We start from the raw sequence: 26,207 nt of genomic DNA on the forward strand, positions 1-26,207 counted from the left end.
GGGGGGGGCAGCCGATAGTGAGGGCTACTGGAAGTCCTGAATGATTTCGTCGATAAGCGGTTGTGCGGCCTCGGCGCCAATATTCGCGAAAACGAACTCTTGGTAGATGCGGTTATCCTCGTCGATAACCATTACGAAAGGGGACCCCTTGTTGATGCCGCTAAATGCGTGCTTGCCGGGTAGCTCGTATGGTGCGTAGTTTTCGACGGACTCAGCCTTTTCGTTAATGCGCTCGACAGTGGCCGGGTCCTCGGCCGTACTGAGCATTGCGGTGCCACCGTCGCCAACTGCCATTACGCAGGTGAAGCCATGTACGCTCTCGCTGCCAAAAATGACGGGTTTAGAGTCATCCGACTCGACGCAGCTGCCAATCGCCTCCTTAATTGCATCAGGTGTGAAGTTTTGGATCGACTCAGGCAGTGCAGAGGCGCCCATGAAACCCGAGGTGCTTCCAGGGGCCTCCGGCGATTCCGTGGCAGGGGAAGTGGAGGGGACAGTCGGCGCTGGCGACGGTTCGGGGTTGCTTGAGCATGCGCCAATCAGGAAAAGCGAGCTGGCAGCAATAACAACGCCCGCAGTCTGCGCGGACTTCAACAGTGAATGCATGCCAGTTATCGTAGGGCAGCTCATCTTTGGGTGTAAATTTCTCGGAAGTGGCAGCGATCCGAGCGGCGCCCTCGTAGGTGGCGGGGTACAGCTAGCCGGTGGTTCCCTTCTGGGGCAGAGTAGACTCAACCAGCGTGATGAGTTTTCGACGCCGCCGCAAAGTAGTTCCTGCCCGCACCGAGGGAGAATTGGATGCGATGCAAGCGGCCGGCGAGATCGTCGGTCGTGCATTGCTAGCCTGCCGAGACGCCGCTAAGCCAGGGGTCACCACGGCAGATCTCAATGAGATTGCGCACCAGGTCATTATCGATGCTGGCGCAACGCCGTCCTTCCTTGGCTACGAAGGCTTCCCGGCATCTGTCTGCGCATCAGTGAACGAAGTGATTGTCCACGGCATTCCGTCTTCGTCTACGGTTCTCGCCGATGGTGATTTAGTCTCAATTGACTGTGGCGCAATCCTGGATGGCTGGCACGGCGATTCGGCACTTACTTTCGGCGTCGGAAAGCTGAGTGACGATGTCGAAAAGCTGAACATTGCGACATCAGAGGTCCTCGCCGAAGGTATTAAGGCCATGGTGCCGGGCGCTCGCCTCACCGATATTTCGTATGCGCTTGAAATGGCCACCCGTGAGGCTGAACTGCGCCACGATATTGAACTCGGCATCGTCGATGGATACGGCGGGCACGGCATTGGGCGCGAGATGCACATGGATCCCTTCCTTCCCAACGAAGGCAAAGCAGGAAAGGGGCCCCGCATCGTCGAAGGCTCCGTATTGGCCATTGAACCGATGCTCATTCTCGGCGGCGAGTGGGGTAGTGATGAGCTTGACGACGGCTGGACGGTCGTCAGCGCCGATAGAATGCCGGCCTCCCATTGGGAGCACACAGTTGCCGCCACGGCGGACGGCCCCCGTATTTTGACTCCTCGATATTAATAACTAGTGCGTGAGGGCCACGCGAAAGGTCAGAATGTTGCCATAAAGGCTGCGATGAATTCTGAGCGCGTGGAGCGAATCCGCCTGCCGTCGCTTGCAACCGGTCCCATAGTGGTCGTATTTGGTAAAAACGCAGGTCGCGTGTAAAGTTGGGCGATGGTGTGGGCGCAGTGTCGCTGCAGTGATGATTATCCCTGCACGGAACTGCTAAAACACCAGGCAGAGTAGAGATTTCCCAACTGGTGCCGGGATTGTCCCGGGTATCCGCCAGAGAGACGTGGAGGACATGGCTAAAAAGGAAGGCGCAATTGAGGTTGAGGGTCGCGTCGTCGAGCCCTTGCCGAACGCGATGTTCCGAGTGGAGCTGGACAACGGGCACAAGGTGCTCGCCCATATCAGTGGCAAGATGCGCCAGCACTACATCCGTATTCTCCCGGAAGACCGAGTCGTAGTGGAGCTTTCTCCGTACGATCTCGAGCGTGGGCGAATCGTCTACCGCTACAAGTAAATCGACCTGACCACTGTTGGTAGTGGTTATGGGCTTATTTACTAACTAGACAGAAACTCCACCGTCCTAGCTGCTTCTGGTGACGGCCGCGTGATGTTGAGACCGGGTGTCTCAGCAGATTAGCGCGGCGGTTCTTTATGAAAGCTTTTCCACAGAAGTAAGCGAGAATACCTCCGGCAACGGTGGCTGGAGCCTTTCTATAACACTTGCGCGACTCGGCGTCCGACCGAGTAAGCCGGGTCTGGGAAGGATGGCAGTGGAGTAAACCACCGCATCAACCGGAAGGAAATTGCCGTATGGCACGCCTTGCTGGAGTTGACCTGCCACGCAACAAGCGTATGGAGGTCGCTCTTACCTACATCTATGGCATCGGCCCCGCCCGTGCCAATGAGCTGCTGGAGAAGACCGGCATCTCTCCGGATCTGCGCACCGACGCTCTCACCGATGAGCAGGTTGCTGCGCTGCGTGACGTGATTGAAGCTACCTGGAAGGTCGAGGGTGACCTCCGCCGCCAGGTTCAGGCTGATATCCGCCGCAAGATTGAGATTGGTTCCTACCAGGGTCTGCGCCACCGTCGTGGCCTGCCAGTCCGTGGTCAGCGCACCAAGACCAACGCTCGTACGCGTAAGGGTCCGAAGAAGACGATCGCCGGAAAGAAGAAGTAAAACATGGCAGCTCCGAAGTCCGCACGCGGCCGTCGTACCGGCCGTCGCGTTGTAAAGAAGAACGTGGCTCAGGGCCACGCATACATCAAGTCCACCTTCAACAACACCATCGTGTCCATCACGGACCCGAAGGGCGCTGTTATCTCGTGGGCCTCCTCTGGTCACGTCGGTTTCAAGGGCTCTCGTAAGTCCACTCCGTTCGCTGCTCAGATGGCCGCCGAGAACGCTGCTCGTAAGGCCATGGAGCACGGTATGAAGAAGGTTGACGTTTTCGTTAAGGGTCCGGGTTCGGGCCGCGAAACCGCCATCCGTTCCCTCCAGGCCGCTGGCCTTGAGGTGTCCTCGATCTCGGATGTGACCCCTCAGCCGCACAACGGCTGCCGTCCGCCGAAGCGTCGTCGCGTCTAGGAATAGGGTAAGGAGAGAACAGAAATGGCCCGTTATACCGGTCCCGCAACCCGTAAGTCCCGTCGTCTCCGCGTCGACCTCGTCGGTGGCGACATGAACTTTGAGCGTCGTCCCTACCCTCCGGGGCAGGCTGGCCGCGCTCGTATCAAGGAGTCGGAGTACCTGCTCCAGCTCCAGGAGAAGCAGAAGGCACGTTTCACCTACGGCGTGATGGAGAAGCAGTTCCGTCGCTACTACGCCGAGGCTCACCGTCGTCCGGGCAAGACTGGCGATAACCTCGTCGTCCTGCTGGAGTCGCGTCTCGACAACGTTGTCTACCGCGCTGGTCTGGCTCGTACCCGTCGCCAGGCTCGTCAGCTGGTTTCCCACGGCCACTTCACCGTTAACGGTAAAAAGATCAACGTGCCGTCCTTCCAGGTAAGCCAGTACGACATCATCGACGTGCGCCCGAAGTCGCAGAAGATGATTTGGTTCGAAGAGGCACAGGAGAACCTGGTCGACGCTGTCGTCCCGGCATGGCTTCAGGTTGTTCCTGAGTCCCTGCGCATCCTCGTGCACCAGACCCCGGAACGCGCACAGATCGACATTCCGCTTCAGGAACAGCTGATCGTCGAGTTCTACTCGAAGTAATAACCAACTTCGCTTGCATCCATTCATTCCCTATGGCGTCATATAGCGGTCGCCACCTGGAGGATTTTCGAAAATGCTCATTTCCCAGCGCCCAACGCTGACCGAGGACTACATTGATTCCTCTCGCTCCCGGTTCGTTATCGAGCCGCTGGAGCCGGGTTTCGGTTACACCCTCGGTAACTCTCTTCGTCGTACGTTGCTGTCGTCCATTCCGGGCGCTGCAGTCACCAGCATCCGCATTGACGGTGTGCTGCACGAGTTCACCACTATCCCGGGCGTGAAGGAAGATGTCTCCGACATCATCCTGAACATCAAGGGTCTGGTGCTCTCGAGCGAGTTCGATGAGCCGGCTACCGTTTACCTGCGTCGCGAAGGTGCAGGCGCGGTGACCGCTGCAGACATTGAGTGCCCAGCAGGTGTGGAGATTCATAACCCGGATCACCACATTGCTACTCTCAATGATTCCGGTCGCTTGGATATTGAGATGATCGTTGAGCGTGGTCGTGGCTACGTGCCGGCGACCCCGAACTCCGGTGGCGAAATCGGCCGCATTCCGATGGACCAGATTTACTCGCCAGTTCTGAAGGTCAGCTACAAGGTGGAGGCTACTCGTGTTGAGCAGCGCACCGACTTTGACAAGCTGATCATCGATGTCGAGACCAAGAACTCGATCACCGCCCGCGACGCAATGGCGTCGGCAGGCAAGACTCTGGTTGAGCTGTTCGGTCTGGCACGTGAGCTGAACGAGGCTGCTGAGGGCATCGAGATTGGCCCGAGCCCGCGCGAGGCTGAGGATGTCGCTGCGTACCAGACTCCGATTGAGGATCTGGACTTCTCTATGCGCTCCTACAACTGCCTCAAGCGTGAGGAGATCCACACTGTCGGTGAGCTCGCTGCTCGTACCGAGTCGGATCTGCTGGATATCCGCAACTTCGGTGACAAGTCCATCAATGAGGTCAAGGAGAAGCTCGCTGAGCTTGGCCTCGCTCTGAAGGATTCCCCGAACAACTTCGACCCGGCTGCTGTCGCTGATTTGGACGCTGCCTCGGGCGATGACGCTGACTGGACTGATGGCGCAAGCGCTGGCTACGACGAGTAGTTCACCGACGCGACTTCATTAAAACGAGGAGATACCTATGCCTACCCCTAAGCAGGGTTCCCGTCTCGGCGGCTCCGCTTCGCACCAGAAGAAGATTCTGGCCAACCTCGCGAAGCAGCTCATCGAGCACGGCAAGATTAAGACCACCGACACCAAGGCCAAGCTGCTGCGTCCGTACGTTGAGAAGCTGATCACCAAGGCAAAGCGCGGCACTCTCGCAGATCGCCGCAACGTTGCAAAGCTGCTTAACGACAACTACGCAGTTAAGAAGCTGTTCGACGAGATCGGTCCGCAGTTCGCTGATCGCGACGGCGGCTACACCCGCATCATCAAGCTGGGTAACCGCAAGGGCGACAATGCCCCGATCTCTCTGATCGCTCTGGTTGAGGAAGAGACCGCAACTGCTGAGGCAACTCGCGCAACTCGCGCTGCTGCTTCCAAGCAGGCTGAAGAGGCAAAGGCCGAAGAGGCTGAGGCTACTGAGGCTGAGGCTGCAGAGGAGGAGTAATTCCCCTCGCCGACGGCTTCTGGCCTTCACAGCTTTGAACCCCCGTTGAGCAGTTCATATCTGAACGCTCTCCCGGGGGTTCTTTGTGCTTAACGACGGTGCATAGCGCCCGTCCCCAGTTCTGCCTCCGGTTACACCGACGGATTACGCACCAACATTGAGAGCTATACGGAGACCCTGCGGTGGAAACTGCTGATTCTCTAATCCGGGGTCCCGGCTACAATCTGTTAACCGTGACATCACTTACTCCAACGACTCCGGATACCCCGTGCGATTCTCCCGATCGTGCCGCTATGGGGAGCACCGACTCCGACCTGGTTCGGTTGCGTTTTGACATTGCCTATGACGGGACAGGTTTCCACGGTTGGGCTGCTCAGCGCGATAAGCCAACGGGAGAACCGGTGCGGACTGTGCAGGCGACGTTGGAATCCACTCTGGAGAAGGTGTTGCGCACTCCAGTGCAACTGACTGTGGCCGGTCGTACAGATGCTGGTGTCCATGCCTCCGGGCAGGTGGCTCACGCAGATGTTCCTGTCGCCTGTTTAGACACACGTTCTATCGCAGGGGATCCGGGTAATTTGGTTCGTCGTGTAGCGCGACTATTGCCCGCGGACGTGACGCTTAGAGGCACCTCGTTTGCGCCCCCGGGTTTCGATGCCCGTTTTTCCGCGTTACGTCGGCACTATGTCTACCGTGTCACTAGTTGCGTCAGTGGCCCGCTTCCTACCCGTGCTCGCGATACGGCCCACTGGCGGCGGTCAGTGGACATCAACCGCATGCAGGTGGCGGCTGATGCCCTACTGGGGCTCAATGACTTTGCCGCTTTTTGCCGACACAAGCCGCATGCGACGACCACTAGAGATTTACAGCAGTTCCAGTGGTTCGACGTATCTACGCGGGAAGAACCAGAGCTGTACGAGGCCCATGTGACTGCCGACGCGTTCTGCTGGTCTATGGTGCGCTCACTGGTTGGGGCCTGCCTTAGTGTCGGTGAGGGGCGACGTGCGGTTGGATTCACTGAACAGTTGTTGAGTGAAGAGAAGCGTTCCCCGTTGGTCCCGGTGGCAGAGGCGCGTGGGCTCAGCCTGGTAGGTGTTGATTACCCAGACGATGCTGATTTGGCGGCCAGGGCGGAGCAGACCCGCGAGCGTCGTGATGCCCGGACAGATGTGAACGAGGCTTAAATGTACAAGCTCTCGGTAATATTCCCTGAAGAAAGTGACCGTAGGAGGAGTGTTCGGTAGTGGTGTGGGCAATTGTTAGCTTGGTTGCGCTGCTCGTAATCCCCGGCGCTGTTGTAGTGCGAGCCAGCGGCGTTCGTACTCCGTGGGCGCTGGCCCTCGGTCCTGCGGTGACGTTTGGTATTGCAGGTACCGCAGGGTGGGCGCTCGGCGCTATCGATGTGCGCTTCACCTTGGTAAGTGCGTCTATCTGCTGGGCCGTGACACTACTTCTCGCGCTTTGCTGGAGTGGCGGCAGCGCTTTGATTCGGCGGCGGCGCGGTAGTGTCGATCGCTCAGTGTCGGCCGAGACGCAGCCGCCCGCCGCAAGTCGATGGCGCGAGTTGGGCTATGGGCTAATCGCAAGTATCGGAGTCATCATCGCAGCGGCGGTTCTCACGTGGACCGCTATCGGCCGCATCGCTTCAATGTCCGAGGGGATGGCGACCATCCAGCAAGGCTGGGACACACTCTGGCATGCAAGTGTGCTCCGTTCGATTACGGAAGACGGCATGGCCTCGGCCACTAGAATGGGCGAGATTCAGAATGTGGAAACTCAGGCGGTGTCCTACTATCCCGCCGCATGGCATGCGTTCGGTGCGCTTTGGATACTGATTGTCCGTCTACCAATCACCGAGGCAGTCAATTACCTCGGCATTATCATTCCGGCCGTGACCATACCCACGGCAGCTGCGGCGCTGACCTGGAGAATTATTGATCGCCGAAAGCTGTCCACCGCCGTTGCCGCGGGGGTTGCAGCGCTTGTTTCCGCAGCGCTTCCGGTATTGATGCCCGTCGGGGTCTTCGTGGGGGCCTGGCCGTACCAGGTCTCGATTGCACTAGCGATTACCGTTTTTGCCTTTGTTACGTCGCTCCCGCACGCACCTCAGCGCATCTTGAGCGCCGCGCTTTCGATAATCGGTATCGGAGAGCTCCATCCGGCATCGGTGCCTACAGTCGTTATGCTCGGTGCAATCTGGTGGTTGTGCTACCGCCTGCCGCGTCCCGCGCATCCTGAACTGGGTGCGGTTCGCGCCAGGCTTTACGACGTCGCGGTGATTGCAGCCGCCTTTGTGCCAGCAGTGGCAGTTCTCCTGCCGCAGTGGCTTACGGGAACTTCTCAGACCGAGGATGTGCGCGCGGTTAGCGCTGAAGTAGACGACCTCGATCGTTTCGATGCGTGGTATCGAGGTGCCACGATGTTGACTCGCCACACTGAGGAATTCCGGCCGTTCTGGCCAATCATCATCCTCGGTTTCATCGGGATGGCGTTTTTGGTTTTCGCAGGTACTTCGCGCCGACGGGTGTGGGTAGTACCGGCCTGGTTTGTTTCGGTGTTGATGACGACCCACGCGCTCAATCATTTTGGTGGCGTGCCGGGCGATATTCTCGCGCTGTATACGGATCTTCACTATTCGACGCCTCACCGGTTGGTGATGGTCACCGCGTATCTGTATTCCGCGTTTGCGGGTATCGCGGTGGCGTGGGGCTGCGCGTGGGCGGCTCGAATTAGTGAGTCAAAGGTGCCATCGACGGGGCGGGTTCTGGGGTTGAGCTTAGCGACGGTGAGCTCTGCTGTACTTGTGGTCTATGGAGTGGCGTCTAATGCTAGCGCTGCGGATTTCGCCTACAAGAGCCCTAGGGAATGGCAAATCATTTCCAAGGCTGACTTAAAGGCATTTGATTGGTTGGCCGAGCAGCCGGAGGCACATAAGTACCGCACGTTGACGAATCCGCCGGAGGGGTCCAGCTGGATGTACGCTCGCAATGACTTGCCGGTAGTGTTCCCGCACTATGATTGGCCAGTGGCGAATAAGTGGACTGCTACCTCAATGCTGTATTGGCACGCTGATTACCTCGGTTTTCCAGACCCCGATCGGCCGGATGGGGTGAACGATGTCGATCGCTCAGCCCGAAAGCTGAACGTGGGATTCATCTATTTGTCACCCCCGGGTATTTGGGATTCCAAGGAGGATTTAGAGTTTCCTGGTGAAGGGCTCTGGGTAGCTCCAGGGGTAACCCCTGTTTATCGAGATAGGGAAGTAACTATCTTCGCCTTCAATGATGTGATTACGCCAGAACGCATCGACGAGATGCGAGCTAGTTCTCCGGAAGTAATTCCTCCCTCGGCTACTAGGGGATGGAGCGATGGTCGGGTAGGTTAGGACACCATGCGGATGAATAAATTTATGGCAACGATCGCAGCCGGTGTGATGATGACTTTCGCGCTGGCCGGATGTGGAGACGACGAGCCGGCTAAGCCGGAAGTCTCGAATCGCTCCGTCAGTTCTTCCGCAAAGACTAAATCCTCGACTCCGCCGAAGCCGACTGAGGAGTCGACGACACCGACAGAATCAGAGACGCCGACGGAAACTCCTGCAATCACCCAGGTCAATGATGCGGATTACACCCCGGCGGACGGCCCAAATACTCGACTCTTTCAGTTGGAGGATGGCACGACACGTTGCTTCCTCAACGATTTGAGCGGTGACGCCTACTTGGCCTGCCAGGTGAATCTTGCCAATCCTCCGATGGTCGATGACGGCACGGGAAACAAGGTTCCCGCCAATGCTGTGTCCTGGAACCCGGGGGGAGTTACTTACGAGGTCCTGACGTTCCCGCCGGCGGGTGAGATGAAGACGCTGCCAGCGAATTCTCAGTTGAGCGCATTCGGTTACAACTGTGCCGCCTATGGCCCGTCGACTCTGGAGTGCTCGGGACCAGCGGGCGCTGCCACTATCGACAATGGCAATGTCACTGGTGCACAGATGCCGAAGGAGGATGTGCCTCCTGCAGCAGGCGGTCAGCCGGGTGACCAAGAAAATGGCGCTCCGAATGACCCAGCGGGGCAAGGTGAGCCTGACGGCTCCCAGGCGCCGGGCGGTCTGCCAGATTTGGGTGCGTTGATTCCGGGACTAAACCGCTAGTTGCCCGCATAGCTAGTGGCTGCAATTCATCGGTAGTGCGGGCGGTAGATAGCGTCCAGGTGAATTCGCCCATCGCCAGTCGAGGGCACGAAGCTGGCATTTCCGCTGCTGCTGCCGTGGGCGAACCTGTACGACTGACCTCGATGATTCTCGCGATTCCAGTACACAGGTCGGGCTCATACTCTTCGACAACAACCACATCGACGGTGTCGTCTCCAGCTCGAGCGAGAAGTACTGCGCCCAGATCAAGAGCCACAGTATAGAAATGTGGACGGGACGTGCGAATTCCGACTCGATAGCCGAGCGAGAGCATTCCGATGAGCAGCTCACAAATGTCCTGATTGCCGCAGTCGACCTCCAATCGGGGGACGTTCGCGGGACACATTGTGATGGTTTGTCCACTGCTCCCGGCTCCTATGACCTGCGCCGGACCATTAGTGATAGCGATGTCACGTTGTCGGCTTAACCACAGGTGCGGTTTGCGTCCCAACGCCGCCACATGATGAGAGCGTCCAGTGCGGCGCAGCTGCACGACCTCCGCAGAGCTCTCAGTCAGAGCACATTCCGGTGCCGTCAATCGCCGTGCGCGAATACCAAGGGTTCCCAGCCGGTGGATGAGGAAGCGTAGGGCTTTGTCAGCGGAGGTTTCCACCGGAAGAGTTGCCACCAGATGTGTCCAGGGCTCAGGGCTCGTGCCGGAGCGCTCGGCTGCTCGGAAGTAGCGGTGTGCATGCTCTCCGCGGACTTCCGGCGCAATGTGATAAAAGCACAGCGCATCCAAGGTCACTGGGCTGTCGTCGGCAAGCGAGACGATATCCGCAGCGCTTAGCTGGTTGCGCAGGCCTGGCGTGAGACGTAGCCCGATGAGTTGTCCTGGTTCGGTGCGTCGCAGGCGGTCGCGAAGGCTGCGGCCGCGCACAGGGACATGCGCGCCTGCAGTGATGGTTATTGCTGTAATGAGCAGCCACAATGACAATGGCATGTGAAAATCCCCCCAATATGTTCCCCACTAAAATTCCCCTGGTCGCACAGTAGCGCGGCCTGGCTTACTCTGCAGGGTAGAGATTATTTGGGGGAATAGTTTTGGGGGAAACTCATGCCACGTACGCCGACTACGCCTAGCCAGGTCAGCGGTCATCGATTCTTGATTCGTCGGATTGAGCATGCGCTTGTGCGTGCGGATTCGCGAATGCTGCACGACCCTTTGCGCACGCGAACGCGAGCACTGTTTATCGGCTGTGCGCTGGTGGTTTTACTGGCCGCCGGCACTGCGGTGCTGTCGTTGGTGCGGCCGCAGGGCGGTTCAAGCTCCAATGAGCAGTTGATAGTCGTGTCGGGGTCGGAGGGCCTGCATGTACGTGTCAATGGTCGATTGCATCCAGTCGCGAACCTCGCGTCGGCGCGGTTAATTTTGGGCAATCCTGTTGAGCCGAAACGGGTGCGCAGTAGTGAGTTGGACAAAGAGGACATCAGTTTTGCTGTTGGGATTGAGGGCGCACCAGCAGTTCCGGCCGCGCCGGCAGGCTCTGGTGCCTCGGGAGCTGCCAAGAAGGGCAGCGCAGGTGCGCCGGAGTTGGCACTGTCTCTGTGCGAGCGGACGGTCCAAGACCTCGGGCAGCCGTGGATTGTTGCAGAGTCACTTGCGCGTCTTGAAGAAGTCCGTGGGGAACCGCAGCAGCTTACCCGGACCCACTCGGACAGTGCCGTCGTTGCCGATGGCCAAAACCTCTGGCTGATTACGCAGGGCTACCGCTCACGGTTGGATGTCAACCACCCGGAGCACGCCGCTGTTTCTCGAGCGCTGGGGTTGGAACGCGCCGCAGTCCGGCCTGTCAGCCCTGCGTTGCTCAGAACGATTCCGGAGGTTCCGATTCTGGCCGCGCCAGCAATCCCGAACCGCGGCGCACCTACACACTTCGCCGCCCCATTCGACACAGTCGGCAATGTGGTTGAGGTCGGGCAGCGGCGCGTTATCGTGCTTGACGACGGTGCCGCGATTCTCTCCCCGGTGCTAGGAGAGCTATTAGCTGCGCATAGCCCAGTTCTGCAGGCCAGTGAGGGGCAGCTGGCTGCAGTTCCCGTTGCGAATGCACCAGCAGTCCCGGGGCTACCTGAAAAGCCGTTGACGTTTGCCGATGCTGATGGCTGGTTGTGTGCCGGCCGGATAGCAGGACGGCCGCAAGCTCTCGTGCAGTGGTCGCAGCATGCTCCGGAGGGACGGCACGTGGATTACCCGCATGCCGACGGTTCGGGTGCGGCCGTCGACGGTTTCGTGGATGGTCGCAGCCGTGAGCGCAGCTCGATTGCAGTAAGCGTAAATGGGGCCGTACACGTCATTTCGCCAGAGGGGATGCGCTTTGCTGTGCACGATCGCACGACGTTGGCTGCCCTCGGGTTTAATGCATCAACCAATGCCGATAGCGGTGGCACGCGACCAGTGGACTGGGAAGTGCTGGCCGCGTTGCGCGGAGGCCCTGAGCTGAGTAAGCAGGCGGCGCTAGGGCCGCTGTCTGGGGCGCGAGAGCAGCCAGGCACCTAGGCCCAGTGCGCATATCAGGAGCAGTCCAGTCGCCCGGAGCGGTGCATTGCGCTCCTGCGAAGAAAGCAGATCCGGTGGAGCCGGTGCGGCCGCGGGATTGGCGTCGTGCTGCGCGGCAGTGTCCACCGTGGTCCAAATCAGAGCGTCATAAGGTGCAATGATGCCGCGACCAAGGCCGAGCCCGGAACTAATTGGGCTCGCGGAATTAAGGATGATGTCGCGAACCTGTGCTGGGGAAAGCTCTGGGTTTCGTGCCAGCAGTAGGGCAGCTGTGCCCGACACGGCTGGTGTGGCAAAGCTGGTGCCGGCAATCTGTTGAGCTCGGGTGTTATCCCCGGACCCGAACACGTGGCGGTCTATGAGACCGGTAGGGGTGCGCGGATCGGGACCGAGTACGGGGCCGCCGGGAGCGGAGACATTGACCCATTGTCCCGTGATTGCATACTCCGCGGGTTGTGCTTGGCCGGCATCGTCGAACTGTACTGCTGATACTGCGATTACCTCCGGCAGAACTGCGGGCCACGCTACGGATCCGTCCTGACAACTATCGCCCTTATTGCCTGCCGCTGCGACCACTACTGCGCCCGAGATTTCCGCGCGAGCGACGCTTTCGGCAACATCCGTTGCACCTTGGGGCATTACACCTGCCGGGGCACACGATGTGAGCGAGATATTGATGACCCTCGCGCCCTCCGCGACGGCCTTGTCGATAGCTTGTGCCAGCGACTCCAAATTTCCTTCGCCATCGGCCGTTTGTCTTATCGACAACACGTGCGCGTCGGGCGCCAGTCCGGCGAAACCATCGGCACCGGGCCGGCCTGCAATAATGCCGGCTACTAGAGTTCCGTGACCGTCGCAGTCTACGAACCCGCTGTTGCCGTCGACAAAATCGCCACCGTCGAGAACCTCGCCCAGGCGCTCATTGGGTGAGACCCCGGTATCGATTACCGCCACCGTAATCCCCGCACCCGTCGTCAGTTGCCATGCTTGGCGAAACCGAAGAGCTTTTTCGATCACCGTCGGTTCATGCAGTGCGCTTTCCGACGACAGCATCGTGGCCACGCAGTCCTGGCTGTTCTGGGCAGCCGCTATTGGTGCGATGCCCGACGGTGCTACTGCGGTGGCCGCCGTCAACGTCGAGATAAGCACTGTGGAAAGTGCGGCCGTGGCGGTGAGACGAGTTTTTATGGCATTCATGAAAAGTGGGTTTTTCACTGGAAGAACCCACTTACGAACTCAGGGAATTCGGCAATGATGGCTGCAATGGGCAAAATAACGGCGATACTGCAGGCCTCGGTTAGCTCAGCTATGCGGCGCGTTGTAGGTGAGATGCGTGACGCGGGAAATGCGGCTAAGGCGGTGGCTGCAAGCATGGGGACGACCAGGCCAGCGGCGACTGGCCAATTGCCCTCGAACCACTGTTGAAAGGCGACGGCCACAATGACGGCAAGACCAGCTAAAGCAGTACAGGTGGAGGCTACTTTCCGGGCTTGGCCACGGGAGTGAATTGCACAAAAGACTATGACAGCAGCAGCCATGCCTAGAGGCCACCACTTGTTCGCATAGGCTCCGGAGAAAATTACCACCAGGGTGAAGATGCTGAGACTTCCGGTGCCACTGCAGAGGATGCCATCGAGAATCCACCCCGCTCGCTTAGGTGCGTTGTGGGATATTTCGGGAGTTTCGCTGTCATCGAAGCTCTCTCCGGCGGCAGGGACTTTGGGTACGCGAATACCGGCAGCCTTGATAGCGATGGAAGGTGCCAGCAGTATCAGGATGACTGCACTAGCAGCTGTGAGTGCTCCTGATTGAACCGAGTTGTGAAAAAGTGCGACAGCCGCAGCGTAAATACCGAAGTTAACTGCAGCACTGAGACTCGCCGCGCCCAGGGTAACGGTGATGCGGTTGTCGCCGTCGCCGGTGTTGGAAATGAGAAAAATCAAACCGATGACGGCAAGCGCGACACTAATCGCAGCAGTCGGCGGCCAGTCGGTGAGTATGCGGTGTAGGTCGAGGCCAACGAAGCAGAGCCCCGAAGAGGTGCCCAGAATGAGCACTTGCAGCTCCAGGGACATGACAATCGCCGGTTTTGCACGACGCAACAGAGCCAGGCGCAGTCCACCGGCTACTGCTAGTAGTGCGATGAAGCTGATTGCCGCGGCCAGTGTGGAATCGGTACTGCTCAAGCTCAATGAGGCAGCTGCGATTGAAGCTGTGGCCACGAGGGCTGCGGTACAGCCAACAACCAAATCAGCCGTCCCGATACCGTCGGTATAGGTGGTGTCGGTAATAGCATCGGCGGCATCGAAGAGCCGAGGTTTGGGCACGGGACCTGGGTCGTTGATAACAACCAGGCGTTCGCCTGGTGCAATACCGGCATCGTTCAGGGTGTCGTCGGCAAGCAAAATCGTGCCAGTGGCGGTCCGTAGCTGCCACTGTGCCAGCGGGAAGTCCGCAATGTCGATATCGAAAATTTGCAGGATATCCGGTACAAGTGCGGCGATTGCGACGTTGGTCGGTAACGCAAGGTCTGCGTGTGCTCGGTTGGTGTCTTCGGGCATGTGTGCGGCATCAATGCGCACGCGAATGAGTTCCCCCAGCATGTATTTCCCCCATGAATTCTGCATGCTTTAGTCCCTCTAGAGTGTCGTACAACTCGCTAGAGCGCTACTCGGAGTAGTAACTGCGCGTGCCCCCGCTATCAGTTTCGGTCATGCGCTGCGAGAATCCGGAGTGTGTTTTAAGCTATGCGTACACCGATTGGTCGGGGGATTGGCCGTCGAGTGAACACAAGGGGCGACACATAGCGGGGGGATTTTTGTGACTAGTGCACAGGCGGAGATTTCGGCTACCCGAAAAGCGGGGCCGCAGCCTATGACGGGCACAATCGCGCCGGATGCGCCTCCAGAAGCGCCCGAGCCACAGCCGGTGCCGCTGATGCGTGCACTCATGCCGTTAATCATGGTCGTGGCGGTGGTCGGCATGGTGGTGTTGATGTTTGTCTCTGGGATGGGACGTAACCCGATGTCGTTTATGTTTCCGCTGATGATGGTGTTTTCCACTGTGGGCATGATGGTGTCGGGCGGGGCGGGAAATAAGGACATGGCACCGGCGCGGAAGGACTATCAGAGGCATTTGTCCAGTATTCGCCGCGCGGTGGCGAAAGCAGCGAGGATGCAGCGTGAATCGGCGCAGTTTATCCACCCTCGGCCTGGAACTCTGTGGCAGCTGGGGGCGATGGGGCGGGCGTGCGAGCGTCGAAAGGGGGACTCGGATTTCTTGCAGCTGCGCATCGGGGTGGCAACGCAGCAGCCCGCAACGCCTGTAACACCACCGGCAATTCCGGCGCCCGAGAAACTGGATCCGGTTTCCGCCGTAGCACTGCGGGAAGTTATTCGATCGGCTCGTCAGGTTGAGGGAGTGCCCTTTGCCATAGATGTGTCAGCCTTTGAGATCATCGCGCTCACTGGAGATACCGCGGCGCAGGGGCTGGCTCGAGCAATGGTCGCCCAAGCTGCTGCGCTGCATCATCCGGAGGATTGCCTGATTGCAGTTGTGGGAGATGAGTGGGAATGGCTGAAATGGACGCCACACCACGGACACCCCGCAGTTACTGATGCCTGTGGCCCAGCGCGGTTGCGGGCGGCGACGTGTGCGCAGCTGACTGAGCTGCTCACGGCTATCGACACACTGCCAGCTGCAGTGCTGATTGTGCTGGCGGATTCGAACGGACAGCTCGATGTCACTGAACTGACACCGATTTTTGACGCGGCGGGGTCGGAGACCTCGGTAGTTCTGCTGACCGTCGTGGAGGCGCAGTCAACGTTGTGGGAGGCCGCGGTTAACCATGGCATCGCGCTGGTCGTTTCCACTACTGCTGTGCATGCGGAAACCGCGTCCGGAAGGCAGGAGATTGGTGTACCTGATCAGCTGAGTCCAGCAGAAGCGGAGGTTCTTGGGCGGAGCTTGGCGCGTTTTGAAGTGCCAACAAGCGCAGATGATTCTGTTAAGACCTCGGAAGATCCGGTTATGGAGGAGCTCGGGTTGTATCCGCCTCCGACAACTCTGCGCTACCGACCGCGCTCTGGCAGTGCTCGTCTGCGTATTCCCGTTGGGGCTGATGACGGCGGCGCGCCGGTCTATCTGGATTTTAAGGAGAGCGCCGAGGGCGGCATGGGGCCACACGGTCTGTGCGTTGGTGCCACAGGATCGGGTAAGTCGGAATTCCTCCGAACGACCGTGGTAGGGCTCGCAGCTACACACAGCCCGGATCAGTTGAACTTTGTGCTGGTGGACTTCAAAGGCGGGGCGACGTTTCTGGGATTGGATCAATTGCCTCATGTCTCGGCGGTGATTACCAACTTGGAGCAGGAGCTTATCCTGGTCAACCGCATGGAAGACGCACTGCGCGGTGAGATGACGCGGCGCCAAGAGCAGCTACGTGCTGCGGGGAATTTCGCCGGTGTCAGTGACTATGAACAGGCCCGGCGCTCTGGGCAGATAGATGCGCCACCTATGCCCGCGTTGCTGATTGTGGTGGATGAGTTTTCGGAGCTGCTCTCCGCACGCCCGGAGTTTGCCGAGCTTTTCGTTGCGATTGGTCGGTTGGGGCGCAGTTTGCACATGCATTTGCTGCTGGCCAGTCAGCGTCTGGAGGAAGGCCGCTTGCGCGGACTGGAAAGCCATCTTTCCTATCGTATTGGGTTGAAGACCTTTTCCGTCGCGGAGTCCCGCAGCGTGCTGGGGGTTCCGGACGCCTATCATCTGCCGGCCATCCCGGGCATTGGGTATATCAAATCTGCTGCCGCCGAGCCGGTGCGTTTTCGGTCGGCGTATGTTTCCGGCCCGGTGGTCCGTCCGCAGCCTGTTGACGGTGCGGCGGCTGGGGCAGAGCAGGGGCTGCAGGGCCAGGTCGCCGCTGTCGCTGAATTTACCGCTGAAAATTGGACGCGGGAGGCTTTCGGTGCGTCGTCAAGCGATGGTGGAATGGTGGATCCGCCTGCGCAGACATCGGAGCAGACGGTGCTCGGTGCCGTGGTGGCAGCGGTCTCGCACGTACCGACACGTGCGCATCGCGTGTGGCTGCCACCATTGCCGGAGGCCATCGAGCTCCAGCCCGACGAGCAGCTGCCGCGACAGCGGTTGACCGGTGTGATTGGACTGGTGGACAAGCCGCTGTTTCAGCGCCAAGACCCACTGCGGATTGACCTGCGCACAACCGGCGGGCACGTGGCAATCGTCGGAGCTCCGCGGTCAGGAAAGACCACTGCTGCACGCACAGCGGTCCTCGCGCTTGCCGACGGCATCAGCGCCCGTGACCTGCATTTTTATATCGTTGATTGTGGTGCGGGCGGTTTGAGCGACCTGGCTGAGTTGCCGCATGTCGCGTCGGTTGCACACCGCGGAGACGAGGAGCTTATTCGCCGTACGCTTGGTTTTTTACGTCGTGAGGTAAGCCGACGTGAACAGCTCTTTCGCACTAATGGATGGCTCTCGTCGGAAGCAGCACGGGCGGCAGGGCAGCCAGATTCGGTGTTGGTCATTGACGGCTGGGGTGCGTTCAAAACGGAGTTTCCGGCGCTGAGTGACGATGTGCAGGCGCTGGTTGCAGATGGATTGGCGGTGGGAATTCATGTCCTGCTCACGGCCTATCGCTGGACGGACATGAGACCTGCCGTTCGCGACCTGATTGGTACTCGGATTGAGCTGCGGCAGGCGGAGTCGATGGATTCAATGATTGACCGCAAGGCAGCGGAGCTGGTGCCGGAGAGCCCAGGACGCGGAGTCGCGCCGGGCGGGTTTGCGATGCTGGTAGCTCTCACCGGCGCTGCAGACACTAAGCGGATTGCAGAGACAGCGCCGCACGGTGAGCAGGCACCAAAGCTCCAGTTGTTGCCACGGCGGATTGATATTGCGCGTTTGCCGCGACCAGCGGCCGCTGCGAGAGGTGCGATTGCAGTGGGGCTCGAAGAAGCCGGTCTGGGCGCGGTGATATTCCACCCAGATAAGGATCGTCACCTACTGATATTCGGTTCGGCAGGCAGTGGCAGAACCGCCGCGTTGAGGGGCATCGTTCACCAGTTGCGGTACTCGCAGTCGGACTCGAAATTCGTCGTAATTGACTACCGCCGTGGGCTAATGGAGGCCGTGCCCCAAGAGCGGCTGGCCGGCTATGCGGGCTCGGCTGCGGTGGCGACACCCATGCTGGCAGAGCTGGCAGAGGTACTGAAGGCCCGTCTCCCGCAACCGGATATCACCCCAGCGCAGTTGAAGGCCCGAAATTGGTGGAGTGGTCCAACCATCAATGTCATCGTGGACGACTATGACCTCGTGGCCGGCTCGCGGGGTAACCCCTTGCAGCCGCTGGCAGAAGTCATCGCTCACGCCGCCGACATTGGGCTCAATATCTTTTTTGCCCGTCGAATCAGCGGGGCGTTGCGATCCCTCCACGACCCGGTCATGGGTGCGGTTAAGGACCAGGGTGCCAGCGTCTTTGTTATGGACGGCACACGCGACGACGGCCCCATCCTCGGCGTAAAGCCTTGCGAGCAGCCGCCGGGCCGTGGCTATTGGGTGGCGCACGGCCAGAGTCCGCAGATTGTGCAGTTGGGTTGGTTGGATACCGCTGGTGACCAGGAGGACAGTTGATGATTCGGGTCGAATCTTCTTCCACCACCCAGACCCCGACGCTGCGCCACGGCACCTGGCACCTGTGGGGACTCGCGGCACCTGCAGACACCGCAGAACTGGCGGTGCATGGCCCTAGACCGCTTCTCGAGAGCATGCAAACAGTCATTGTGCCCAGCTATTGGGGTGCTGTGCGACAGTGCCGGCTGGCCTCCGCGCTATTGGCTACCGAACTCAATCCGTACATCCTGACGCTTGCCGACGCCGTTGTGGAACTCGATGAGGCAACTGTGTCTCATAGCGTGTTGGTGGAAGTAGAGGAAACGCGTGTCTGTGTCACTCGTCTGAGCGGGGGCCACATTGCCAGTCGGATGACACATTTGGTCGGAGCGAACGACAGCGCACCATTGGTGGAAACAGTCATTGCGCTGGCTTATCAGCTGACCATGTATCCGGATGCGCCCCAGGGGATACCCGATGATGTGGAAGTTAGTGGTGGGCGCGGTATCACTGAGTATCCGCCCCGCTGGCAGGAGGATATTGAGTTCATCGTCGGCGAAGTTCCACCCGGGCTAGCGAACCCGCGGCGAGCTCTACTAGTCGATCGTCTGCGCGACCGTGGATTTTTAGTCATCGACTGCCCAGCATCGCGGCTCGGGGAGTGCGTAAATCCGGCCTGGTTGAAAAACATCGGCGACGCTGAAGCCGGTGAAGTGGAGCCGTCGGAGGATTTCGCGGGGCGGCGTCCTGCAGCCAGGGCAGAAGTCAGCTCAGCGTCGAATCAAAGCACAGTTGTGTCAGTAGCTGCCGTTGGTTTGTTGACGGTGGTGGTTCTGATTGTTGGGATTGCTGCATGGCTCATTAGTGGCGGCATAGTTAGGGAGAACGAAGGGAGACAGAAGCAGCGTGAGACATCGCACGCACAGGCTCCTCCTGTAACTACGTCTCCTGTAACGACGCCTCCATCCACATCGAAACCAGGTCCCGATTCTGCTCCCGTAGTCAAACTGACCAATGCGGGCGTGGAAGCTCGGTTTCCCGGCGGGTGGGAGCTTGACTCGGCAAGTCCGTTAGACCGTCTGATTGCGGTGGATGGCGGAGATATGCGCGTCTTGGTGCTCGCTAGCCCGCTTTCGCAGGACATGGCGCTTGAACATCTAGCCGCCGCTTTGAGCAGCTCCGTTGCCGGGGATGAGACAAAGTCCGCGCCGGAACGCAGACAAGTACTGGGCACCGATGTCGTAGTCGTAGAGGAGCGGCTGCCGTCAGGTAATTCGATAGTGCTCTGGCATCACAAAGTGATGGACGGAACTCAAGTCAGTGTGGGGTGCCAGTTCAGAGGAAGGACTATTGCGCCGGTACGACCCGTATGCGACCAGGCAGTAGTAAGCGCTCGGCCGGTGCCGTAACACGCAAGGGGCGTAGAGAAAGTGACTGGGGGATGGGCGGGGGTAGGCAGGGGTAAAGGTTGGAAAACCAAAATGGAACCGAATCGGGGTTTTTCGCGCCAAACAATATGACGGGTTTTTAACGCGGGAAGCTGGCTGGCTCGCGCGGGGAGGTAAAAATGCCGTCGTTAATCAGTCACTCAACACGAATAAGGGGGAAACAGTGGCAAACCTATTTGCAGCCGAATCAGATCAAATGACCACTACCGCGGGGGACGTCGATGGCGTCAACTCGGAAGTACAGGGCGAGCTGGGTCGCATTCGAGGCGTCGTGGACGGTCTGGCGGGGGAATGGAAGGGCCAGGCTAAAGACAGCTTCGATGATCTGATGCTTCGTTGGGATGACGCAGCTATGCGTCTATCCAATGCGCTGACGGATATCGCGGATAACATCCGCGCAAATTCCAGCAGCTTCGATGCGGGCGAGGACGAGGGGGCGTCGTCGTTCAAGCAGGTGGCAGCAGCGGGTGCGTCGTTGCTGAACCTCTAAACGTTTTATCGAATCGCACAACCACAACACTGAATCACACAACACACATCACCTTTTGGGGAAAGGGTTCTTAATGCAACCAATTAGGTACAGTTTTGGCGGCATCGACGGTGCTGCCGATGACATTCGGTCCACTTCTGGCACCATCAACGGGCTGCTCGGAGATTTGAAGAAGCGCATCGCGCCGATGGTCTCTACGTGGGAGGGTGACTCTTCGGATTCTTACCAGGAGGCTCAGCGTGAATGGGACACAGCAGCGGAGGAGCTCAATATGATTCTCACGACTATCGCGGATACGGTCAGCGCAGGTAGCCAGCGAATGGCGGATATTAACCGCCGCGCGGCAGCTAGCTGGGGATAGCTTGGTTCCTGCTTGAGGCACTTTTGATTGAGCTATGTAACCGGGGGAGGGGAGGACATTGCTCAATTGAGATCTTCAGTTAGGTATCTGCCTTTGAAGTATTCTTGCTAGCAGCACTCCAGGGGGGGGGAAAGGCCAGTCTCAGCAGTTTGCGGCTGAGACTGGCTTTGGCATTTTTTGTTCTAGTGCCATCTCAAGGTAGAGTAGTCAAACTGTGTGCGCACACGTGAATGTTGCCTCGGGTCTCCACCGGCCGCCGGGGAATAACAACAGTGTGCACGGTGGCTGGCAAATCTACACGGACCCTAAAAGGAGTCATGTTGTCTACTTTCCATCCGAAGGACGGTGACATCGAGCGCAAGTGGTACGTCATCGACGCTACCGACGTTGTTCTCGGCCGTCTGGCTACTCACGCCGCAGACTTGCTGCGCGGTAAGGGCAAGGCTTACTTCGCCCCTAACGTCGACTGCGGTGACCACGTCATCATCATCAACGCCGATAAGGTGCACGTCTCCTCGAACAAGCGGGAACGTGAGATGCGCTACCGCCACTCGGGCTTCCCGGGTGGCCTGAAGTCGATGACCCTGGGTCGTTCCCTCGAGGTTCACCCGGAGCGTGTTATCGCTGAGGCTATTGAGGGCATGATGCCGCACAACAAGCTTTCGCGTGCGTCCATCAAGAAGCTGCACGTCTTCGCCGGTTCCGAGCACCCGTTCGCCGGTCAGAAGCCTGAAAACTACGAGATCAAGGCGGTGGCACAGTGACCAACCCACAGGACGTCAATGAGAACCAGAACGTAGAGGCCACCGAGGCTTCCTACGATGATGTTCAGGCTGCCGCTGCTGCTGCCACTGAAGAGTTCACCTCTTCCATCGGCGACGCAGTTGCTACCGAGACCGAGGCTGAGGCTGCTCCGGCTGCACCGCTGACCCTGGATCGTCCGATTCAGACTGTCGGTCGTCGTAAGCGCGCTGTCGCCCGCGTCGTTCTGACCGCTGGTTCCGGCAAGATTGTCTGCAACGGCCGCGAGCTCGAGGATTACTTCCCGAACAAGCTGCACCAGCAGGAGATCAAGGATCCGCTGGTCCTGGTCGAGCGCGAGAGCCAGTTCGACATCAAGGCCAACATCAACGGTGGTGGCCCGTCCGGTCAGGCCGGTGCTCTGCGCCTGGCTATTGCTCGTGCCCTGAACGAGTTCAACCCGGAGGAGCGCAGCGTTCTCAAGAAGGCTGGCTTCCTCACCCGCGACGCTCGTGCTGTCGAGCGCAAGAAGGCTGGTCTGCACAAGGCCCGTCGCGCACCGCAGTACTCCAAGCGTTAAGCTTTACTGCTTCGAAAAGCACCTCAGTTTGCGTATTACACGCAAGCCGAGGTGCTTTTTTGGTTAAAGTCCGCAGTGACCAGGCATGGCTGCATTTTTGGGACAAGCCCCGTACGTTAGACTTTTATCCGTTAAAAACTGCCGCGAGAATCGTTTATCGCGGTGCGATTGCAGTGCGATGAAAGTGCGATTGCAGTGCGATGGGAAGAAGGAAACCGTATGGCGGTGAGCACCACAGCCACCAAGACCTCCGACGCGAAGAGCTCCTCTAGCTCGTCGTCGGTGGCGAAGCATCCCTTCCGCATTCGACGCGTACCAGGCATTGATGGGCTGCGCGGTCTGGCCGTTGCCACAGTGGTGATCTACCACTACTTCGATAATGTGCTGCCCGGTGGCTACATCGGTGTGGATATCTTCTTCGTGCTCTCCGGATTTCTTATCACCTCGCTTCTGGTGCGCGAACGCGCGGTCACTGGGCGCATCGATCTAAAGGACTTCTGGCTCCGTCGACTGCGCCGCATCGCTCCGGCTGCGATGTTCGTGTTGTTTATTTCCATCGCCGTCGCAGGTCTGGTCGGCGGGGATCCCGCTGTTGGCTTGTCGACGCAGTTTCTCGGCACGGTCTTTTTCGTCAATAACTGGACGCAGATTGCGGGTTCTCAGTCCTATTTCGCGGATTCCGGAGTGCAGCTGTTAGCGCACTACTGGTCACTGTCGGTGGAGGAGCAGTTCTACTTGCTCTGGCCATTGATCTTTGTGGCTCTTCTCGCCCTGAAGCTGGCATCTCGCAAGCTGGCAGCAGTGGCGGGCATTGGGGCGGTTGCTTCTTTCGTGTGGATGGTCTCGCTCTACGATCCGAAGGTCGACCCCACGAGGGTCTACTACGGTACCGATACTCACGCCTTTGGACTCCTGTTTGGCGCGGCCCTCGCATTGTGGTTGACATCGACGTCGTCACGCGCAGAGGCGGACTCCTGGCCACGCACAGAACCCCTGCTGCGGGACTTCTTTGGCAGTTCTGCCCAAGCTTTCGTAGTGGCCTCGCTGCCTCTGATCTTCCTTTCGTTGGTTCTGCTGATGATGTCGGATACTGCGTCGGCGACTTACCGCGGTGGGTTGGTGTTCGCCTCGTTGCTGTCGGTGGCGATTCTCTATCTTGTCGTTCGCGGTGTCTCACCCGTGCGTCAGATTTTTGAGTTCAAGCCACTGTGCTGGCTGGGAAAGATTTCCTTCTCGCTGTACCTGTGGCACTGGCCGGTCATCGTGCTCATCCGCGAACTGCTGGAGCGCAATGAGGCCATACAGTATGAGAACCTCGCTGCCTTCGCAGGCATCGCGCTATCGCTGCTTTTGGCGAACTGGTCGTACAAGAATGTGGAATCGCCAATTCGCCGGATGGGTTACCGCCGTTGGATGTTGCAGTTTTCGGGCACGCAGTTTGCCGGTTCCTGGAAGCCGCGCGTTGCAGCAGGGCTGGCGCTGGTCGTCGTGGTTGGTGCAGTTGTGGGAATGGCTACGGCGCCGAAGATGACGCGTTTGGAGGCACAGCTACAGGAGGCAGCTGAGCGCCGTGCACAGGCACAAAAGGCGGAGGAAGCCGAGTTGGCCAAGCGTGTTATGCCGCGTGGTGACCAGATCACCGCTATCGGCGACTCTGTGATGCTCGCCTCGGCGTCGGCGTTGGAAGAGAAGCTGCCCGGTATCTATATCGATGCGGCTGTTTCCCGTGGTTATCCGGCCGCCCCGGAGATCATCGCGAGTATGAAGGCGGCGGGTACGCTCGATCCATTCGTCGTGCTGGGTCTTGGTATCAATCAGTCGGCTGCGGCATCGGACGAACACCTGTTGGATGAGATCCTCGATTCGCTGGGTGAAGACCGCATCATTGTCCTAATCAACCCGTACGGTGATCGTGTGTGGATGCCGCAGTCGGAGAGGGAAGTCCTCGACGCGGCAAAGAAGCGCGACAATGTCTATGTGGCTGACTGGTGCCATGGTGTGCGTGATGATTTGTCCAAGCTGCGCGCGGACCTTATCCACCCGACCCCCGATGGCGCCGAGGTCTATGCCAATGCCGTGGTCGATGCTTTCCAGCAGTATGCGAAGAACAAGAAACGCATTCCGGACACCTGCGGAATCTAATAAAAATCTAGTTAGTAGTGTTTCCACGGTAAAGTAAGTGGCTGTGGCCAAACAAAAGTCTTCCTCCAGTCACCGTGGATTAAAGATTTTCCTCGGCATCGTCCTCGGTATCTTCGCGCTCTTCGGTGTGTTTTACGCTGTCGATTACGTGCTGAACAAGGACCATGTCCCGCGCGGGTCTACCGTTGCGGGTATTGACATCAGCACGCTGAGCGCGAATCACGCTGAGGCGAAGCTCGAAGAGCAGCTCGGTGATCTTTCCACTCATCCAGTGGCGTTTCGTGCCGGCGAACGCACGGCGGAGGTTCTGCCCGAGGAGGCGGGGCTGAGCATCGACTGGGAGAAGACGGTCGCGCAGGCGGGTAAGCAGACGGCGAACCCAGTTACCTGGGTGCGCAGTTTCTTTACTACCCGTGAGCTGGATTTGGTCAGCGATATCGATAGCTCTAAGTTCGAGCCGCAGGTCGACCGTCTCGTCGGCGAACTGACTATTGCTCCCGTCGATGGTGAGGTCAAGCTTGTCGACGGCCGCGTGGAAACAACTCCACCGGTCATCGGCCAAGATGTCGACCGCAATGCGGTCAGCGGGGATTTGGCCGCCAAGTGGTTGTCGCCGGAGGGTATCGATGTAGAGACCACCGCGCACGACCCGGCTATCGGTGAGGATCAGGTCCGTGAGGCAGCTGAGGGAGAGGCCGCCGATGCGGTGTCGGGCCCCATTGTTGCCAAGGGCCGTGATGGCAAAGATGGTGTAATTCCTCCGGAGCGCATGGCTGAAATCATCAGCTTTGTGCCGCGCGACGGTGGATTGGCCGCCGATATTAATGTCGACCGCGCACGCGAGATCCTCGAGGAGGGGCTGGCTGCTTCCGAGGTTGATAAGCGCAATGCGTCGATACGCTTCAGCGGTGGTTCGCGTGAAGTGGTCCCCTCGGTTGATGGCGTAGCCGTGAAGTGGGATGAAACTATGAAGGACTTCGCCGAGCGTGTGACTTCGACGGATAAGCGCGAGTTCGATGCGGTCTACGAGGACAAGCCCGCCACCTACACCACCGAACAAGCGGAAAGTGCCACCTTCGATGATGTCATTGGTGAGTTCACCACCGGTGGCTTCAGCTCGGCATCGGGAACAAACATTGCCCTGGTGTCGCAGATGGTCAACGGCGCATTCGTGGCGCCGGGCGATACATTCAGCCTGAACGGCTACACGGGTCCGCGCGGTACTGCGCAGGGTTTTGTCGAGTCGGGCATCATCCTCAACGGCCATGCGGATAAGGCTGTCGGCGGTGGCATTAGCCAGTTCGCTACCACTTTGTACAATGCTTCGTACTTTGCGGGCATGGAGGATGTCGCGCACACTCCGCACAGTTACTACATTTCGCGTTACCCGGCCGGCCGTGAGGCGACGGTGTACGAGGGCGCAATCGACCTAGCGTTTAAGAACAGTTCCGACACTCCGATTCTCATCGAGGCCGTTACTACTGGCTCCGACGTCACTGTGCGCATCAAGGGTGTGAAGAAGGTCAACGTCGAGTCCATCAATGGTGGCCGTTGGGCATACACGCAACCGCAGCGTATGCAGGTCAGTGGCAGCTCTTGCCAGCCGTCGTCGGGTGCGCAGGGCTTTACCACTTCCGACACACGCGTCATTCGGGACCTCTCGGGCGCGGAAATCTCGCGTGAAACTCAGACTACGGTTTATGACCCGCAGCCAATTGTGTCCTGTGGCTAGTCTGGATTCGCCTGCGCGACCGGCTAAAGTAATACAGCATT

Annotated in this window: 22 protein-coding genes; 18 read left to right on the plus strand and 4 right to left on the minus strand. The window is 59.1% G+C overall.

Going from position 1 to position 26,207, the window contains the following annotated elements; translation table 11 throughout:
• Positions 1-24 precede the first annotated feature (24 nt).
• Positions 25-606: a hypothetical protein gene (locus HMPREF3135_RS03780; RefSeq protein WP_070438098.1), complete on the minus strand. Its 582-nt coding sequence runs from the start codon at positions 604-606 to the stop codon at positions 25-27.
• Positions 607-743: 137 nt separating this feature from the next.
• Here HMPREF3135_RS03780 and map point away from each other — a divergent pair, with 137 nt between their 5' ends.
• The 9 genes from map to HMPREF3135_RS03825 all read left to right on the plus strand — a co-directional run bounded on the left by map (position 744) and on the right by HMPREF3135_RS03825 (position 8,744).
• Positions 744-1,541 (plus strand): type I methionyl aminopeptidase, encoded by a 798-nt coding sequence (gene map / locus HMPREF3135_RS03785; RefSeq protein ID WP_070438101.1) that lies wholly within the window; start codon positions 744-746, stop codon positions 1,539-1,541.
• A 286-nt stretch (positions 1,542-1,827) separates the two neighbouring features.
• A complete protein-coding gene (gene infA, locus HMPREF3135_RS03790) occupies positions 1,828-2,049 on the plus strand; it encodes a translation initiation factor IF-1 (RefSeq protein WP_016422077.1) in 222 nt (73 codons plus the stop codon).
• A 296-nt stretch (positions 2,050-2,345) separates the two neighbouring features.
• Positions 2,346-2,714: a 30S ribosomal protein S13 gene (gene rpsM, locus HMPREF3135_RS03795; protein ID WP_005509836.1), complete on the plus strand. Its 369-nt coding sequence runs from the start codon at positions 2,346-2,348 to the stop codon at positions 2,712-2,714.
• A gap of 3 nt (positions 2,715-2,717) precedes the next feature.
• The gene (gene rpsK / locus HMPREF3135_RS03800) at positions 2,718-3,122 is read left to right on the plus strand and encodes a 30S ribosomal protein S11 (protein ID WP_016422078.1); all 405 of its coding nucleotides are present in this window, start codon (positions 2,718-2,720) and stop codon (positions 3,120-3,122) included.
• Between the two features lie 24 nt (positions 3,123-3,146).
• Positions 3,147-3,752 (plus strand): 30S ribosomal protein S4, encoded by a 606-nt coding sequence (gene rpsD / locus HMPREF3135_RS03805; protein ID WP_005509964.1) that lies wholly within the window; start codon positions 3,147-3,149, stop codon positions 3,750-3,752.
• A 73-nt stretch (positions 3,753-3,825) separates the two neighbouring features.
• Positions 3,826-4,851: a DNA-directed RNA polymerase subunit alpha gene (locus tag HMPREF3135_RS03810; RefSeq protein WP_016422079.1), complete on the plus strand. Its 1,026-nt coding sequence runs from the start codon at positions 3,826-3,828 to the stop codon at positions 4,849-4,851.
• Positions 4,852-4,888: 37 nt separating this feature from the next.
• Entirely contained in the window at positions 4,889-5,359 is a 471-nt protein-coding gene (rplQ, locus tag HMPREF3135_RS03815; protein WP_016422080.1) for a 50S ribosomal protein L17, read from the plus strand.
• A gap of 293 nt (positions 5,360-5,652) precedes the next feature.
• A complete protein-coding gene (locus tag HMPREF3135_RS03820) occupies positions 5,653-6,543 on the plus strand; it encodes a tRNA pseudouridine synthase A (protein WP_069359398.1) in 891 nt (296 codons plus the stop codon).
• Between the two features lie 59 nt (positions 6,544-6,602).
• Positions 6,603-8,744 (plus strand): DUF6541 family protein, encoded by a 2,142-nt coding sequence (locus HMPREF3135_RS03825; protein ID WP_070438104.1) that lies wholly within the window; start codon positions 6,603-6,605, stop codon positions 8,742-8,744.
• Positions 8,745-9,333: 589 nt separating this feature from the next.
• Here HMPREF3135_RS03825 and HMPREF3135_RS11110 read toward each other — a convergent pair.
• Positions 9,334-10,488, minus strand: a complete 1,155-nt coding sequence (locus HMPREF3135_RS11110; protein ID WP_083280607.1) for a hypothetical protein — start codon at positions 10,486-10,488, stop codon at positions 9,334-9,336.
• A 114-nt stretch (positions 10,489-10,602) separates the two neighbouring features.
• Here HMPREF3135_RS11110 and eccB point away from each other — a divergent pair, with 114 nt between their 5' ends.
• Positions 10,603-12,045: a type VII secretion protein EccB gene (gene eccB / locus HMPREF3135_RS03835; RefSeq protein ID WP_070438110.1), complete on the plus strand. Its 1,443-nt coding sequence runs from the start codon at positions 10,603-10,605 to the stop codon at positions 12,043-12,045.
• Here the strand turns inward: eccB and mycP are convergent.
• Complete coding sequence (gene mycP, locus HMPREF3135_RS03840; protein ID WP_246818305.1) at positions 12,004-13,242, minus strand: type VII secretion-associated serine protease mycosin; 1,239 nt, start codon at positions 13,240-13,242, stop codon at positions 12,004-12,006. The two genes, eccB and mycP, sit on opposite strands and share 42 nt — an antisense overlap.
• 14 nt (positions 13,243-13,256) lie before the next feature.
• Complete coding sequence (gene eccD, locus HMPREF3135_RS03845; protein WP_246818306.1) at positions 13,257-14,672, minus strand: type VII secretion integral membrane protein EccD; 1,416 nt, start codon at positions 14,670-14,672, stop codon at positions 13,257-13,259.
• A 193-nt stretch (positions 14,673-14,865) separates the two neighbouring features.
• Here eccD and eccCa point away from each other — a divergent pair, with 193 nt between their 5' ends.
• The 8 genes from eccCa to HMPREF3135_RS03885 all read left to right on the plus strand — a co-directional run bounded on the left by eccCa (position 14,866) and on the right by HMPREF3135_RS03885 (position 26,166).
• A complete protein-coding gene (gene eccCa / locus HMPREF3135_RS03850) occupies positions 14,866-18,693 on the plus strand; it encodes a type VII secretion protein EccCa (protein WP_141739574.1) in 3,828 nt (1,275 codons plus the stop codon).
• On the plus strand, positions 18,693-20,081 hold the full coding sequence (locus HMPREF3135_RS03855; protein WP_070438123.1) for a type VII secretion-associated protein: 1,389 nt from the start codon (positions 18,693-18,695) through the stop codon (positions 20,079-20,081). Before eccCa ends, HMPREF3135_RS03855 begins: the two co-directional genes overlap by 1 nt.
• 202 nt (positions 20,082-20,283) lie before the next feature.
• A complete protein-coding gene (locus HMPREF3135_RS03860) occupies positions 20,284-20,610 on the plus strand; it encodes a WXG100 family type VII secretion target (RefSeq protein WP_005510029.1) in 327 nt (108 codons plus the stop codon).
• Between the two features lie 73 nt (positions 20,611-20,683).
• Entirely contained in the window at positions 20,684-20,971 is a 288-nt protein-coding gene (locus HMPREF3135_RS03865) for a WXG100 family type VII secretion target (RefSeq protein WP_016422090.1), read from the plus strand.
• A 320-nt stretch (positions 20,972-21,291) separates the two neighbouring features.
• Positions 21,292-21,735, plus strand: a complete 444-nt coding sequence (gene rplM / locus HMPREF3135_RS03870) for a 50S ribosomal protein L13 (RefSeq protein WP_005509852.1) — start codon at positions 21,292-21,294, stop codon at positions 21,733-21,735.
• The gene (rpsI, locus tag HMPREF3135_RS03875; protein ID WP_016422091.1) at positions 21,732-22,292 is read left to right on the plus strand and encodes a 30S ribosomal protein S9; all 561 of its coding nucleotides are present in this window, start codon (positions 21,732-21,734) and stop codon (positions 22,290-22,292) included. Before rplM ends, rpsI begins: the two co-directional genes overlap by 4 nt.
• Positions 22,293-22,511: 219 nt before the next feature.
• Positions 22,512-24,434, plus strand: coding sequence for an acyltransferase family protein (locus HMPREF3135_RS03880; RefSeq protein ID WP_070438126.1), 1,923 nt, complete (start codon positions 22,512-22,514; stop codon positions 24,432-24,434).
• A 43-nt stretch (positions 24,435-24,477) separates the two neighbouring features.
• Entirely contained in the window at positions 24,478-26,166 is a 1,689-nt protein-coding gene (locus HMPREF3135_RS03885; RefSeq protein ID WP_070438199.1) for a VanW family protein, read from the plus strand.
• Positions 26,167-26,207: the final 41 nt, after the last annotated feature.

This window comes from Corynebacterium sp. HMSC14H10 (assembly GCF_001807105.1).
In the GTDB taxonomy this organism is placed as follows: domain Bacteria; phylum Actinomycetota; class Actinomycetes; order Mycobacteriales; family Mycobacteriaceae; genus Corynebacterium; species Corynebacterium jeikeium_D.

Coding starts and splice junctions, on each gene's coding strand:
- rplQ (WP_016422080.1), top strand. CDS start 4,889: ATGCCTACCCCTAAGCAGGGTTCCCGTCTCGGCGGCTCCGCTTCGCAC.
- HMPREF3135_RS03810 (WP_016422079.1), top strand. CDS start 3,826: ATGCTCATTTCCCAGCGCCCAACGCTGACCGAGGACTACATTGATTCC.
- HMPREF3135_RS11110 (WP_083280607.1), bottom strand. CDS start 10,488: ATGCCATTGTCATTGTGGCTGCTCATTACAGCAATAACCATCACTGCA.
- infA (WP_016422077.1), top strand. CDS start 1,828: ATGGCTAAAAAGGAAGGCGCAATTGAGGTTGAGGGTCGCGTCGTCGAG.
- rpsK (WP_016422078.1), top strand. CDS start 2,718: ATGGCAGCTCCGAAGTCCGCACGCGGCCGTCGTACCGGCCGTCGCGTT.
- eccD (WP_246818306.1), bottom strand. CDS start 14,672: ATGCAGAATTCATGGGGGAAATACATGCTGGGGGAACTCATTCGCGTG.
- rpsM (WP_005509836.1), top strand. CDS start 2,346: ATGGCACGCCTTGCTGGAGTTGACCTGCCACGCAACAAGCGTATGGAG.
- HMPREF3135_RS03820 (WP_069359398.1), top strand. CDS start 5,653: ATGGGGAGCACCGACTCCGACCTGGTTCGGTTGCGTTTTGACATTGCC.
- HMPREF3135_RS03880 (WP_070438126.1), top strand. CDS start 22,512: ATGGCGGTGAGCACCACAGCCACCAAGACCTCCGACGCGAAGAGCTCC.
- map (WP_070438101.1), top strand. CDS start 744: ATGAGTTTTCGACGCCGCCGCAAAGTAGTTCCTGCCCGCACCGAGGGA.
- HMPREF3135_RS03865 (WP_016422090.1), top strand. CDS start 20,684: ATGCAACCAATTAGGTACAGTTTTGGCGGCATCGACGGTGCTGCCGAT.
- HMPREF3135_RS03855 (WP_070438123.1), top strand. CDS start 18,693: ATGATTCGGGTCGAATCTTCTTCCACCACCCAGACCCCGACGCTGCGC.
- eccB (WP_070438110.1), top strand. CDS start 10,603: ATGCCACGTACGCCGACTACGCCTAGCCAGGTCAGCGGTCATCGATTC.
- rpsD (WP_005509964.1), top strand. CDS start 3,147: ATGGCCCGTTATACCGGTCCCGCAACCCGTAAGTCCCGTCGTCTCCGC.
- HMPREF3135_RS03780 (WP_070438098.1), bottom strand. CDS start 606: ATGCATTCACTGTTGAAGTCCGCGCAGACTGCGGGCGTTGTTATTGCT.
- mycP (WP_246818305.1), bottom strand. CDS start 13,242: ATGAATGCCATAAAAACTCGTCTCACCGCCACGGCCGCACTTTCCACA.